This is a genomic window from Burkholderia sp. USMB20 (assembly GCF_000949135.2).
GTDB lineage: Bacteria > Pseudomonadota > Gammaproteobacteria > Burkholderiales > Burkholderiaceae > Burkholderia.
In genome coordinates this window covers 67,128-79,515 of the sequence record NZ_JTAN02000010.1, presented here as the reverse complement: position 1 = coordinate 79,515, position 12,388 = coordinate 67,128, and the positions used below count along the sequence as shown (strand labels likewise).

Below are 12,388 nucleotides of genomic sequence, written 5' to 3'. Positions count from 1 at the left end.
CCCTAATGCTAGACTTGATCCATCGCAGCCATCAGCTGCGCGGGCAACGCACAACGCCAACAATGCCGGGAGCATCGGCCCGGCCCACGTGACGGGAGAAGCGCCATATGCGTGTGGATCGCCGGATCACTTCGCCTGCGTCCCCGGGTCGTTCGTCCCCGTTCATCGCCGTCCTGCTCTGCGCCGCCGCCGCGTGCGCTGCGTTTACCACCCTGCCCGCGCGCGCGGAAGGCCCGTTCACCGTGTCGAGCGACGAGCTGACGCCCGGCGGGCGCGTCGGCGCCGCGAACGTGTTCGACCGCGGCGACTGCAAGGGCGACAACCGTTCGCCGCAGCTCAGGTGGCGCAACCCGCCGCCCGGCACGCGCGGCTACGCGATCACGATCTTCGATCCCGATGCACCGGGGCACGGCTGGTGGCACTGGGCCGTCGCCGGCATCCCGGCGAGCGTCACGAGCCTGCCGGCCGACGCGAGCGCATCGGGCTTCCTGCGTCGCATCGGTGCGAGCGAGGCGCGCAACGACTTCGGGATCGACGGCTACGGCGGCCCGTGCCCGCCGCCCGGCAAGCCGCACCGCTACGTGATCACCGTCTACGCGCTGAAGGGCACGGACCTGCGCATCGGGCAAGGACGCCCCGCCCCGATGTTCGAGCACGAAATCGGCACGCTGACGATCGGCACCGCACAGCTCACGGTCACGTACGGGCAGTAAGCGCTCGCGTGTCCGCCGTGAGGCGTGTGGCGTGTATCGCCGACCGCCCGTCGCCCGTCGCCCGTCGCCGATTGCCGATCTCCGGTCGCCGGTCGCCGGTCGCCGGTCGCCGATCTCCGGTCTCCGGTTGCCGGTTGCCGGTTGCCGGTTGCCGGTTGCCGGTTGCCGGTTGCCGGTTGCCGGTTGCCGGTTGCCGGTTGCCGGTCGCGATTGTCCGCGCCTGCGAATTTCTGTGCGCCGCCCGCGCGCTTTTCTCCCGTCATTTCGGCTTGCTAGACTCGGCGGCACCGGTCGCGGCATCCCGCCGCGCATCCGTCGCGCCGCCCGACCGCGGCGCGTGACGCGGCTGGCCGCGGTGCCCGCCGTTTCGTCCCCTTCCGGAGAACGCTTCATGTCGAACATCGTCATCGTCTATCACAGCGGCTACGGTCACACGCAGAAACTGGCCGACGCCGTCCATGCAGGCGCGCAGGACGCCGGCGCCACCGCACGCCTGATCGCCGTCGGCGAGCTCGACGACGCGGGCTGGGCCGCGCTCGATGCGGCGGACGCGATCGTCTTCGGCGCGCCGACCTACATGGGCGGCCCGTCCGCGCAGTTCAAGCAGTTCGCCGATGCCACGTCGAAACCGTGGTTCACGCAGAAATGGAAGGACAAGATCGCCGCGGGCTTCACGAACTCCGCGACGATGAACGGCGACAAGTTCTCGACGATTCAGTATTTCGTCACGCTGGCGATGCAACATGGGATGGTGTGGGTCGGCACGGGCATGATGCCGGCCAACTCGAAGGCGGCCACCCGCAACGACATCAACTACGTCGGCGGCTTCACGGGCCTGCTCGCGCAGTCGCCGGCGGACGCGACGCCCGACGAGGGCCCGCTGCCCGGCGACCTCGAGACCGCGAAGGCGTTCGGGCGGCGCGTCGCCGAAGCGACCGCCCGCTGGCTGGCCGGCGGCCGCTGAACGCGGCGGCACGCGCGAGCGCTCGCGCCGCCGGTGACACGGCAACGCAGCGCAGGCGCGTGACAGGGACACAAGACGGCCCGCGGGCCGTCTTTTTTTCGCCCCGTGCGGTGCAGGCCCGCCGGATGACGTCTTAAAATGGCGGTTTCAGGGCGCCGCGGCTCCCGTTTCATTCAGTGAGAGCGAAATGAGCACCAAAGTTTTTGTCGACGGCCAGGAAGGTACGACCGGCCTCAAGATCTTCGAATACCTGTCGGCGCGCAGCGACATCGAGATCCTGCGCATCGATGAAGCGAAGCGCAAGGACGTCGACGAGCGCCGCCGCCTGATCAATGCGTCGGACGTCACGTTCCTGTGCCTGCCGGACGTCGCATCGCGCGAATCGGCATCGCTGGTCGAGAACCCGAACACGACGCTGATCGACGCGAGCACCGCGTTCCGCACGAGCGCCGACTGGGCATACGGCCTGCCGGAGCTGACCCGCGCGCAGCGCGAGAAGATTCGCACGTCGAAACGCATCGCCGTGCCGGGCTGCCACGCGTCGGCCTTCGTGCTCGCGATGCGTCCGCTCGTGGATGCCGGCATCGTCGCGCCGACCTTCTCCGCGCACAGCTACTCGATCACCGGCTACAGCGGCGGCGGCAAGTCGATGATCGCCGAATACGAAAACGCAGCGCCGGGCGGCAAGCTCGCGAGCCCGCGTCCGTACGCGCTCGCGCTGGCGCACAAGCACCTGCCGGAAATGGCCGCGCACACGGGCCTCGCGCACGCGCCGATCTTCACGCCGATCGTCGGGCCGTTCCTGAAGGGCCTGGCCGTGACGACCTACTTCTCGCCCGAACAGCTCGCGAAGCGCGCGACGCCGCAAGACGTGCAGCGCGTGTTCGCCGAGTACTACGCGGACGAGCCGTTCGTGCGCGTCGCGCCGTTCAACGCGGAGGCGAATCTCGACAGCGGCTTCTTCGACGTGCAGGCGAACAACGACACGAACCGCGTCGACCTGTTCGTGTTCGGCAACGAGGAGCGCTTCGTCACGGTCGCGCGCCTCGACAACCTGGGCAAGGGCGCATCGGGCGCCGCGATCCAGTGCATGAACCTCAACATCGGCGCCGCCGAGGATGCAGGCCTCAAGCGCTGATTCAACTTGCATGCGATGCAAAGCCGGCCGCTGGCCGGCTTTTTATTTGCCCGCATCAAGCAATAAATCAAAAATCCGGATCACGCATTTACAAATATTTACAAGCTTTCCGTTGCGTAATTGCCGGCAAATTAATTTACCCATTTCTCCAGTCAATCCCGAATAGGGATAAACCGGATATCGCCGCTTTAAACGCTGCCGTTATACGCGTGAAGGCCTCGAGCGCCGTCCATGCGTGGCAGCCGCCCCACTCCAGCAGCACTCTAGCGCCCTCCGCGCGTTTTAATTCTTACTGAAAGCGCTATCCCGCAAGGATTCATCGCGCGCACGTTGTTTCAATCGTCTTTTTTAGACGAGTTCATCAATTGACAGCAAAAATCCTGGCAGCGACATTAGCTCGCACAATTAAACGATTGGAGACAGCGGCATGTCGCACGCCTTATCAAAGGGGGTGGCAACGGCCTTTGCCATCGCCCCTTTCCTGATTGCCTGTGGGGGAGGAGACGGCGGCTCGCCCGCGCCGATCGAGGCCCCTCAATGTTCCGGATCGAGCTGCGGCACGCAAGGGCCGCCGCCGTCGCAGCCCGTCAACGGCGCGCTGTGCCCGGCCGATGCCGACATCGTGAAGAGCACCTACCTCGGCGGCGCCGGCAGCGGCGAGATCGTCAGCGTCAACATCGACGCGGTCGCGATGACGTACACGCTCAAGTGGCTCGAATCGCCGATTCCGCTCGCGACCGGCACGGTCACGCCGAGCCGCGCCGGCACCACGATCACCGGCAAGGTCATCCACCCGCCGACCGGCGCGCTGCCGACCGCGGAGCAGACGCGCTGCGCGTTCGTCTTCACGCCGGGTTCGGGCAAGGCACCGAACGGCTCGACCTATTCGACGGCCGCCGACTTCAACCAGGCGAACCCGCCGATGCTGCTGGTCGGCATGGGCGTCGCGGGCGGCGGCATCCCCGGCGCGACGGTGCAGTACGACGGGCTGACGATCACCGTCGCCGGCGTCCCGATCTACAAGAACGTCGGCCAGGTGCCGAACCGCCACTTCGACTTCTACCCGTTCCTCGGCTTCGCGAACACGACGACCGACCTCACGAAGCTGCCGGGCACCTACAACGCGCTGCTCTACCACCTCGTGCCGTCGGGCAACTACGCGACGAAGGGCACGAATTCGAGCGAGACGTTCGATGCGAACGGCGCGTGCACGTCGACGAGTGCGGGGGGCTGCCAGACGACCGGCGATCCGTGGACCGTCAACACCGCGAACGGCGGCTACCTCGACAGCACGAAGGCACCGCAGATCCTGCCGCAGACGGCGCTGCCGATCGTCGGCACGACCGGCAAGTCGGCGACCGCGCACATGGTGATCGGCCAGCTCAACGGCGCGACCGTGCCGGTGGTGGTCCGCACGGGCTACGTGTATCTGGGCACCGACCTCGCGCTGCACACCGACGCCAAGGTCGACGACGAATCGGGCATCGCGGTGCTCGGCAAGGCAACGGCGATCCAGTCGGGCGCGATCGACGGCGGCTACGCGGGCGCGGATTCGAACTTCAAGTACACGGCGGCACTGATCCGCGGCAGCAACGCGTCGTTCATCAACCCGACCACGCAGGCCGAGGAAGACGCCTTCACGCTCGACTACGGTCAGGGAACGCCGGGCCTGCTGAACACGACGACGACGCCGACGAACGGTGCGACCTATCCGTCCGCATCGGGCGTGGTGATCGCGACGGGCGGCCTGTACGCGGCGCTGATCCAGGGCACGGTGAACGGCGGCGTCACGTCGACGTCGGCGAACTCGAGCACGTCGTCGACACCGTACTTCGGCGTGGGCGCACAGATCAGCAAGTAGCGATCGAGGACGCGGCGGCCGGTGCGCCGCCGCGGGATGCAGGGAAGGCACGCAACGACGGCGCCCGGCACGGCGCAGCAGCACGAGCACAAGCAACAGAAGCGGCCGACAGGGAGCCGGCCGCCCGACAAGACAAATCTGGAGGAGCAACATGAAGCGCAACCTCGTTCTCGCGGCGGCCCTTGCCGCCCCCCTTCTTTCCGCATGCGGCGGCGGCGGCGGCGACAACCCGCCCCCGCTCGTCGAAGACCGGCTCTGCCCCGCCACGCTCGACTACAACACCGTGTACACCGGCGGCGCGGGCAGCGGCGAACTGGCCAAGGTCCAGCTCGACACGACCAAGATGACCTGGCAGGTCACCTATGTCGAATCGCCGGTGCCGCAAAAGACCGGCACCGTCACGCCGACCCGCGCGGGCACCGTCGACAGCGGCACGCTCACGCAGGAAACGATGCTGCCGACCAACAAGCTGAACCAGTGCGCATTCCGGCTGAACGGCGCGAGCCTCGATGCGTCGCGTCCGGCGCGCATCTTCGTCGGCTTCGGTGTCGCGGGCGGCACGATTCCCGGCAAGGAGATCCAGTTCGACGGCGTGCTCGGCCAGGCCGCGGTGCCCGACACGAAATTCCCGTACTACCCGTTCATCGGCTTCTCGTCGATCGAAACCGACATCACGAAGGTCGCGGGCACGTACAGCCACATCGGCTTCGGCGAAGTGCCGTCGCAGAAATTCGCGCCGGCGTCGATCGATGCGAAGGTGACGATCAACGCGGACGGCACGTGGACCAAGTGCGACACGACCGGCCAGTTCGCCGGCGGCGCGTGCATGCAGCAGGGCACGAACTTCGTGCAGTCGGCCGACGGCAGCGGCGCGTTCCAGAGCAACAACTACCGGAGCCAGCTGAGCCCGACGCTGTCGGCGACGCCGCAAGGCAAGGGCTTCATGATCGTCGGCAAACTGCGCAACCAGCTGGTGCCGATCCTCGTGCGCACGGGTGTCGCGAACCCGAACCCGACGCCCGACAGCAACGGCGTGCCGGGCCTGACCGCCGACGACGAATCGAGCATCTCGATCCTCGCGCCGCAGACCGCGATCGCGGCCGGGTCGCAAAACGGCGAATACATCGGCGTCGACAGCCAGTTCGACTACCGGACCACCGCGCTGATCAACAACCAGGCCACGCTGCTCGATCCGTTCCAGCCGTCGCAGGCCTCGCTCGCGACCCCGCTCGACCTGGACTACACGCAGAAGGTGCCGGGCACGGTCACGACGATCCACACGGGTTCGGGCAGCACGTCGCCGACCGGGAAGTTCATCTTCACGGGTGGCGTGTTCGGTTTCCTCGACAACGCGGGTTCGACGCCGTATTTCACGATCGGCGCGTTCGTCCAGTAAGCGGAGGAAGCCGTGATGAAGAAGACCCTTCTCTGCGCGGCGGCCGGCGCCGCCGCCCTGGCGCCGCTCGCGGCGCACGCGCAGAGCGCCGGCAGCAACGTCGTCACGCTGGGCTGGTTCCACGTGATGCCTCAGCAGAGCAGCACGCCGATGACGACCAACGTCGCGCCGACGCCGATCAACACGCCGCTGCGGCTGCCGCCGTCGTTCACGTCGCCGGGCACCGGGCTGCGTACGAGCGGCGCCGACACGGTCGGCCTGACGGTCAGCCACTTCCTGACCGACCACATCGCGGTCACGTCGGTGGCGGGCGTGCCGCCGGTGTTCAAGGTGTCGGGTCAAGGCACGATCAAGCCGCCCGGCCCGGCCGGCGCGCTCGGCACGCAGAACATCGGCCTCGCCTCGGTGAACCCGATCGTGAAGAGCGTGCGGCAGTGGAGCCCGGCGGCGATCCTGCAGTACTACTTCGGGGCGGCGACCGCGAAGTTCCGGCCGTTCCTCGGCCTCGGCGTGTCGTACAACTGGTTCAGCGACCTGCAACTCAACACGAACTTCATCAAGCAGACGCAGGACAACCTCGGCGCGATTCTCGCCGCGGGCGCGGGCAAGCCGGGTACGACATCGGTGGAAGCGAAGGCGTCGTCGTCATGGCAGCCGGTGTTCAACGCGGGCCTGCAGTACAACATGACCGAGCATTTCGGGCTGGTCGCGTCGGTGACCTACATCCCGCTGAAGACGACGTCGACGGTGACGATCAAGGCGGCCGACGGCACGGTGCTCTCCGAGTCGAAATCGGACCTGAAGGCCGACCCGATCATCAGCTACGTCGGGATGACCTACAAGTTCTGACGGCGGCGACGGAGGACGGTGGATGAATGGACGGCCCGCGCAAAAAACGCGGGCAAAAAAAAGCCCGCCTAAGAGGCGGGCTGAATCCATATCAGAGGAGACATGGAGGAGACAGGTGTAACTATAGCGAATCAGTTTCCGCATTGCAACATTTCCGTAGAGAAAATAAGGATTTTCCCTCGAATGCGCACTCTAGATCGCTAGTTCGAATCCGACCCCTTCCCGTTCTCCCGGTCGAGCACCTCGCCCAGCGTGTCGCGCAGCAGCGCGACCGGCCGCGTCAGGCGGCCCGGCAGCGCGCCGTGCACGATCCATACGTTGATCCGCGTTTCCAGCCCCGCCGTTTCCACCACCCTCAGCGCATCGCGATGCTTGCTGCGCGCCAGTGCGTTCGGCGACGCGATCCCGATGCCGGCACCGCGCGCGACGAGCGACAGCTGCAACTCCGAGCCGAACGCCTCGACCGCGACGTCGAACGGCAGCCCCGCGGCGCCGAGCGCACGGCTCAGTGCCGAACGCATCCCGCAGCCGTCCTGGCTCAGCACCCACGGAAAACCCGACAGCACGTCGAGCGACAGCGGGCCGGCCGGCAGCGGGAAATCGCGCGCGGCGACCAGCACCGTCGGCTGCGTGCCGAGCGGCGTGGCCGTCAGCGTGTCGGGCAGCGCCGCGCTGGCCGGCACCATGACCGCCGCGACATCGAGCGTGCCGCGCTCGATGCCCTGCACGAGCGCCGGCGACCAGCCGGCCGTCACGCGCAGCGTCAGCCGCGGAAACGCGTCGCGCAGCCGGTCGATCGGCCGCTCGAGCGCCAGCTCGGACAGGAACGGCGGCACGCCGATGCGCAGTTCGCCCGACGGCTCGCTGTCGGGCGCGCCGGCCGCCATCAACGCGTCGACCGCACCCAGCACGTTGCGCGCGAGCGCATAGACGTCGCGCCCGGCGGCGGTCGGCTTCAGCGGCTTGCTCTGCCGCTCGAGCAGCGGCATGCCCAGGAGCGTCTCGAGGTTCTGCACGCGTCGCGTGAGGCCCGGCTGCGTCAGATGGAGCTTCGCCGCGGCCGCGACCATCGACCCGCTGTCGACCACCGCGACGAACGCCTGGAGATCACGCGTATTCAAAGCAAACTCGCATAATCATGTTAGACATATTTCAATTGTCGCATAAACATCCGGCACCTACGATGGGGATTCCTTCGCTCGACGCTCCAGGCTTCCGATGAACTGCCCTGCCGACTCCTGCCCCGCCCCCGGCCGCGCCGCGCGCGGTGCACCGCCCGTGCTGAGCACGGGCATGACGCTCTTCTTCGCCGCGACGGTCGGCGTGATCGTGATGGACCTGTTCGCCGCGCAGCCGTTGACGGGCCCGATCAGCGCCGACCTGCACCTGCCGCCCGGTCTCGCGGGCCTCGTCGCGATGCTGCCGCAACTCGGCTACGCAGCCGGCCTCGTGCTGCTCGTGCCGCTCGTCGACCTGTTCGAGAACCGCCGGCTGATCGTCGCGACGCTCGTCACATGTGCGGCCGCGCTCGCGTTGCCGGCGTTCACGCGGTCCGGCACCGTCTTCCTGCTCGCGACGCTGGCCGCCGGCGCCGCGTCGAGCGTGATCCAGATGCTGGTGCCGATGGCCGCGTCGATGGCGCCCGAAGCGCAGCGCGGCCGCGCGGTCGGCAACGTGATGAGCGGGCTGATGCTCGGCATCCTGCTGTCACGGCCACTCGCCAGCCTGATCGCGGGCACGGCCGGCTGGCGCGCGTTCTACGCGCTGGCCGCGCTCGCGAACGCGGCGATCGCGGTAGTGCTCGCGCTGCGCTTGCCGCCGCGCGTGCCGCCGGCTTCGGCCGGCTATCGCGCGCTGCTCGCGTCGATGGGCCGGCTGCTGGCCGACGAAGCGGTGCTGCGCCGGCATGCGCTGTCGGCCGCGCTCGCGATGGCCGCGTTCAGCGCGTTCTGGACCGCCGTCGGGTTGCGGCTCGCGCAGCCGCCGTTCGGCCTCGACCTGCACGGCATCGCGCTGTTCGCGTTCGCCGGCGCGAGCGGCGCGATCGTCACGCCGCTGGCCGGCCGCGCCGGCGATCGTGGCCACGGCCCGGCCGCGCAGCGCATCGCGCACGTGACGATGCTCGCGGCGCTCACCGTGCTCGGCATCGCCGGCGCCGGCTGGTTCGGCTTCGATGCGCACGCGCATCGCGGTGTCGCGCTGGCGCTGCTCGCCGGCGGCGCGGCGCTGCTCGACGCGGGCGTGATCGTCGACCAGACGATCGGCCGCCGGGAAATCAACCTGTTGAACCCGGCCGCACGCGGGCGGCTGAACGGGCTGTTCGTCGGGTTGTTCTTCGTCGGCGGCGCGCTCGGCGCGGCGCTGGCGGGCAACGCATGGGCGTGGGGGGGGTGGGGCGGTGGAGCGCCGTGTGCGGCGTCGGCTTCGCGTTTCGCGGGCGCGGCCGCGGGGCGTTCGCTTGTCGGGGGGGCGCCGGAGCGGCACCGCGGCGTGTGCCGCGCGCGTAACGCGGGCCCGGACATGAAAACGCCCCGCCCTCTGACGAGGCGCGGGCGTCCGGCGGCCGCGTGGCCGCGCTGGCCAAAATCAGTGACGGACCAGCGCCATCATCGCGCCGAAGCCGACGAAGATCCCGCCCGTCAGCCGGTTGAACACCTTCGCGACGCTCTGGCTCTTCAGCGTCGCGCCGATGCGCGTGCCGAACGACGCGTAGACGAGATACCAGCTGACCTCGATCACGGCGAACGTGACGACGAGGATGCAGAACTGCGGCAGCGTCGGCTCGGCTGCATTGATGAACTGCGGCAGCAGCGCGGCCGCGAACAGGATCGCCTTCGGGTTGCTGCCCGCGACCAGGAAACCGTTGCGGAACAGCGCCCAGCGTGATGCCGACGCGCCTTGCGAAACCGCATCGACGTCCGCGGCCGGCGCGTCGTCGACGCGTGCGCGCCACGCCTTCACGCCGAGGTAGATCAGGTAGGCGGCGCCCGCGAAGCGCAACGCATCGAACGTCGCCGGCCACGCCTCGAGCACCGCCCCGAGCCCCGCCGCGGACACCGCGAGCATCAGCACCAGCGCGCTCAGGCAGCCGGCCATCGTCGACGCCGAGCGGCGCAGCCCATGCTGCGCGCCGTGCGTCATCACGAGCAGCATGTTCGGACCCGGAATCGCCGACACGACGAACACCGTCGCCACGAAAAGCCACCACGTATGCAGGTTCATGACCGCCCCGACCGAAAGAGAATTGAAATGTCGATTATGCCGTGCGCGCGGCGTTTTTGTCCCGCGTCGGCTCAGCGGCCCGCGCGGCGCAGCGCGACTTCGCCGAGCACCGCGAAGTCCTGTTCGCCGCCGCCGTGCGCGAGCGCATCGAGCAGGCTGTCGCGCACGACGCTCGCCACCGGCAGCGGCACCGACGCCGCGTCGCCGGCCTCCAGCGCGAGCCGCACGTCCTTCAGCCCGAGGCGCGCCTTGAAGCGCGCGGGTTCGTAGCTGCGCTCGGCGATCATCCCGCCGTAGCCTGCGTAGACCGGCCCCGGGAACACGCTGTTCGTGATCACGTCGAGGAAATCGCGCATCGCGACGCCGTGCGCGCCGAGCAGCGCGGACGCCTCGCCGAGCGTCTCGATCGCCGACGCGAGCGTGAAATTCGCCGCGATCTTCGCGACGTTCGCATGCTGCGGCAGCGAGCCGAACCGCCAGGTCTTCTGGCCGATCGCGTCGAACAGCGGCTGCACGCGGTCGATCGCCTCGGCCGGCCCGCCGGCCATGATCGTCAGGCGCGCGGCCGCTGCGACGTCCGGGCGCCCCATCACGGGCGCGGCGACGTACTCGAGGCCGCGCGACGCATGCGCGTGCGCGAGCGACTCGGCCAGCGCGACCGACACCGTCGCCATGTTCACGTGGATCAGGCCGCGCGGCGCCTGCGCGAGCAGCGCGTCGTCGAATACTTCGCGCGCGGCCGCGTCGTCGGCGAGCATCGAGAACACGGCGTCGCCGCGAAACGCGTCGGCCGGCGTCGCGACGATCTGCGCGCCCAGCGCGGCGAGCGGCTCGGCGCGCTCGCGCGACCGGTTCCAGACCCGCACGGCGTGCCCCGCCTTCAGCAGGTTCGTCGCAATCGCCTGCCCCATTTCGCCCAGCCCGATAAATCCGAGATCCATTTCCCCGCTCCTTCGACCCGTGAAGCGGGGAGTTAAACACAGATGGCGGCGGCCTGCAGCCCCCGGCGACCGGCCGGGCGCGGTGCGATACTGCGCCAATGGCGACCGCGACCTTCCGCTTCCACGGCGAACTGAACGCGTTTCTCGCGCGCGAGCAGCGCGAGTGCGCGTTCGCGCACGCGTTTGCGCGCGACGCGACGGTCAAGCACGCGATCGAGGCACTCGGCGTCCCGCATACGGAAATCGGCCTGCTCTGCGTGAACGGCACACCGGCCGCCCTCGACCGGCCGCTCGGCGACGGCGACCGCGTCGACATCCATCCGGAACGCGCGCAGCCGGCGGCCGCCTCGCCGCTGCCGCAACCGGACCGCTGGCGCTTCGTCGCCGACGCGCATCTCGGCGGCCTCGCGCAGCTGCTGCGCCTCGCCGGCTTCGACACCTGCTACGACAACCACTACCGCGACGACGAACTCGCGGCGCTCGCCGCGCGCGAAGGCCGGATCGTGCTGACCCGCGACCGCGAGCTGCTGAAGCGCCGCGCGGTCGTGCGCGGCTGCTACCTGCATGCGCAGCAGCCGGACGCGCAGCTGCGCGAGCTGTTCGCGCGGCTCGATCTCGCGCCGCACATGCGGCCGTTCCGGCTGTGCCTGCGCTGCAACGCGCCGCTGCACGCGCTCGATGCGGCGGACGCCGCGCCGCGCGTGCCGCCGGGCGTGCGCCAGCGGCACCGGCGCTTTGCCGCGTGCGACGTGTGCCGGCGCGTGTTCTGGGAAGGGTCGCACTGGCGGCGCATGCGCGCGGTGGTCGATGCGATGCGCGCGCCGCCGCCCGATGCCCTCGAGTTTCCGGACGTGGCGGACGCCTGAAAAAACAAAACCCCGCAGGCCGGAGCATGCGGGGTTTCGCGACGGCCGGCCGGCAGCGGCGCCCCCGGCGGAGCGTGCTTAGTTCTGCGTGCCTGCGTCGTTCGTGCCGGCGGCCGAAGCGGCTGCAGCCTTCGCCTTGCCCTTGGCCGAACCGTGTTGCTTCAGCTGGTGCTTCGGCTTGCTGTGATCCTTCTTGGCCGGTGCCGGTGCAGCGGCCGACGTGTCGGCTGCCGGCGCCGACGCCTGTGCGAATGCCGAAACCGATGCGAGAGCGAATGCTGCGGTCATGATCGAAGCGAGCGTCTTCTTCATTGTTCTTCCTTTAGCGGAGAAAAAGTCAAACGTACCGGTAAGAGATGCGAGGCATCCGCATCGGAACATCAGTCGCGCCGGGTTGCCGGTCGCCGCCGGACGGGTCGGCTCTCGCCTTTCCGCCTC

11 protein-coding genes and 1 pseudogene are annotated in these 12,388 nt (G+C 69.1%); 8 read left to right on the top strand and 4 right to left on the bottom strand.

The features are described 5' to 3' along the window. The first annotated feature begins 107 nt into the window (after window positions 1-107). From PL79_RS11520 to PL79_RS11490, 6 genes are all read left to right on the top strand, one after another. A complete protein-coding gene (locus tag PL79_RS11520) occupies window positions 108-713 on the top strand; it encodes a YbhB/YbcL family Raf kinase inhibitor-like protein (protein ID WP_044846328.1) in 606 nt (201 codons plus the stop codon). A gap of 391 nt (window positions 714-1,104) precedes the next feature. Continuing rightward, entirely contained in the window at window positions 1,105-1,677 is a 573-nt protein-coding gene (locus PL79_RS11510) for a flavodoxin family protein (protein ID WP_044846329.1), read from the top strand. 187 nt (window positions 1,678-1,864) lie between these two features. Beyond that, complete coding sequence (gene argC / locus PL79_RS11505; RefSeq protein ID WP_044846330.1) at window positions 1,865-2,815, top strand: N-acetyl-gamma-glutamyl-phosphate reductase; 951 nt, start codon at window positions 1,865-1,867, stop codon at window positions 2,813-2,815. Between the two features lie 427 nt (window positions 2,816-3,242). Next, window positions 3,243-4,676, top strand: a complete 1,434-nt coding sequence (locus tag PL79_RS11500; protein WP_044846331.1) for a DUF2957 domain-containing protein — start codon at window positions 3,243-3,245, stop codon at window positions 4,674-4,676. A 151-nt stretch (window positions 4,677-4,827) separates the two neighbouring features. Then, window positions 4,828-6,072, top strand: a complete 1,245-nt coding sequence (locus tag PL79_RS11495; protein WP_044846332.1) for a DUF2957 domain-containing protein — start codon at window positions 4,828-4,830, stop codon at window positions 6,070-6,072. A 15-nt stretch (window positions 6,073-6,087) separates the two neighbouring features. Continuing rightward, complete coding sequence (locus tag PL79_RS11490; protein ID WP_044846333.1) at window positions 6,088-6,921, top strand: OmpW/AlkL family protein; 834 nt, start codon at window positions 6,088-6,090, stop codon at window positions 6,919-6,921. A gap of 200 nt (window positions 6,922-7,121) precedes the next feature. Here the strand turns inward: PL79_RS11490 and PL79_RS11485 are convergent, their stop codons facing one another. Then, window positions 7,122-8,042 carry a LysR family transcriptional regulator gene (locus PL79_RS11485; RefSeq protein ID WP_044846334.1) on the bottom strand — a complete coding sequence of 307 codons (921 nt, stop codon included), beginning with the start codon at window positions 8,040-8,042 and terminating at the stop codon, window positions 7,122-7,124. A 97-nt stretch (window positions 8,043-8,139) separates the two neighbouring features. Here PL79_RS11485 and PL79_RS11480 point away from each other — a divergent pair. Next, window positions 8,140-9,078: pseudogene (locus PL79_RS11480) on the top strand (MFS transporter); the annotation flags it as partial. A gap of 429 nt (window positions 9,079-9,507) precedes the next feature. On the opposite strand, the gene PL79_RS11475 reads toward PL79_RS11480, so the two are convergent. Continuing rightward, window positions 9,508-10,143, bottom strand: coding sequence for a LysE family translocator (locus PL79_RS11475; RefSeq protein ID WP_044846336.1), 636 nt, complete (start codon window positions 10,141-10,143; stop codon window positions 9,508-9,510). A gap of 71 nt (window positions 10,144-10,214) precedes the next feature. Next, window positions 10,215-11,126, bottom strand: coding sequence for an NAD(P)-dependent oxidoreductase (locus tag PL79_RS11470; RefSeq protein ID WP_260427334.1), 912 nt, complete (start codon window positions 11,124-11,126; stop codon window positions 10,215-10,217). A 56-nt stretch (window positions 11,127-11,182) separates the two neighbouring features. Here PL79_RS11470 and PL79_RS11465 point away from each other — a divergent pair, with 56 nt between their 5' ends. Then, window positions 11,183-11,950, top strand: a complete 768-nt coding sequence (locus PL79_RS11465) for a Mut7-C RNAse domain-containing protein (protein WP_044846338.1) — start codon at window positions 11,183-11,185, stop codon at window positions 11,948-11,950. Window positions 11,951-12,028: 78 nt separating this feature from the next. Here PL79_RS11465 and PL79_RS11460 read toward each other — a convergent pair whose 3' ends face one another. Beyond that, window positions 12,029-12,262 (bottom strand): hypothetical protein, encoded by a 234-nt coding sequence (locus PL79_RS11460; RefSeq protein WP_044846339.1) that lies wholly within the window; start codon window positions 12,260-12,262, stop codon window positions 12,029-12,031. Between the last annotated feature and the right edge of the window lie 126 nt (window positions 12,263-12,388).

Coding starts and splice junctions, on each gene's coding strand:
- PL79_RS11520 (WP_044846328.1), top strand. CDS start 108: ATGCGTGTGGATCGCCGGATCACTTCGCCTGCGTCCCCGGGTCGTTCG.
- PL79_RS11510 (WP_044846329.1), top strand. CDS start 1,105: ATGTCGAACATCGTCATCGTCTATCACAGCGGCTACGGTCACACGCAG.
- argC (WP_044846330.1), top strand. CDS start 1,865: ATGAGCACCAAAGTTTTTGTCGACGGCCAGGAAGGTACGACCGGCCTC.
- PL79_RS11500 (WP_044846331.1), top strand. CDS start 3,243: ATGTCGCACGCCTTATCAAAGGGGGTGGCAACGGCCTTTGCCATCGCC.
- PL79_RS11495 (WP_044846332.1), top strand. CDS start 4,828: ATGAAGCGCAACCTCGTTCTCGCGGCGGCCCTTGCCGCCCCCCTTCTT.
- PL79_RS11490 (WP_044846333.1), top strand. CDS start 6,088: ATGAAGAAGACCCTTCTCTGCGCGGCGGCCGGCGCCGCCGCCCTGGCG.
- PL79_RS11475 (WP_044846336.1), bottom strand. CDS start 10,143: ATGAACCTGCATACGTGGTGGCTTTTCGTGGCGACGGTGTTCGTCGTG.
- PL79_RS11465 (WP_044846338.1), top strand. CDS start 11,183: ATGGCGACCGCGACCTTCCGCTTCCACGGCGAACTGAACGCGTTTCTC.
- PL79_RS11460 (WP_044846339.1), bottom strand. CDS start 12,262: ATGAAGAAGACGCTCGCTTCGATCATGACCGCAGCATTCGCTCTCGCA.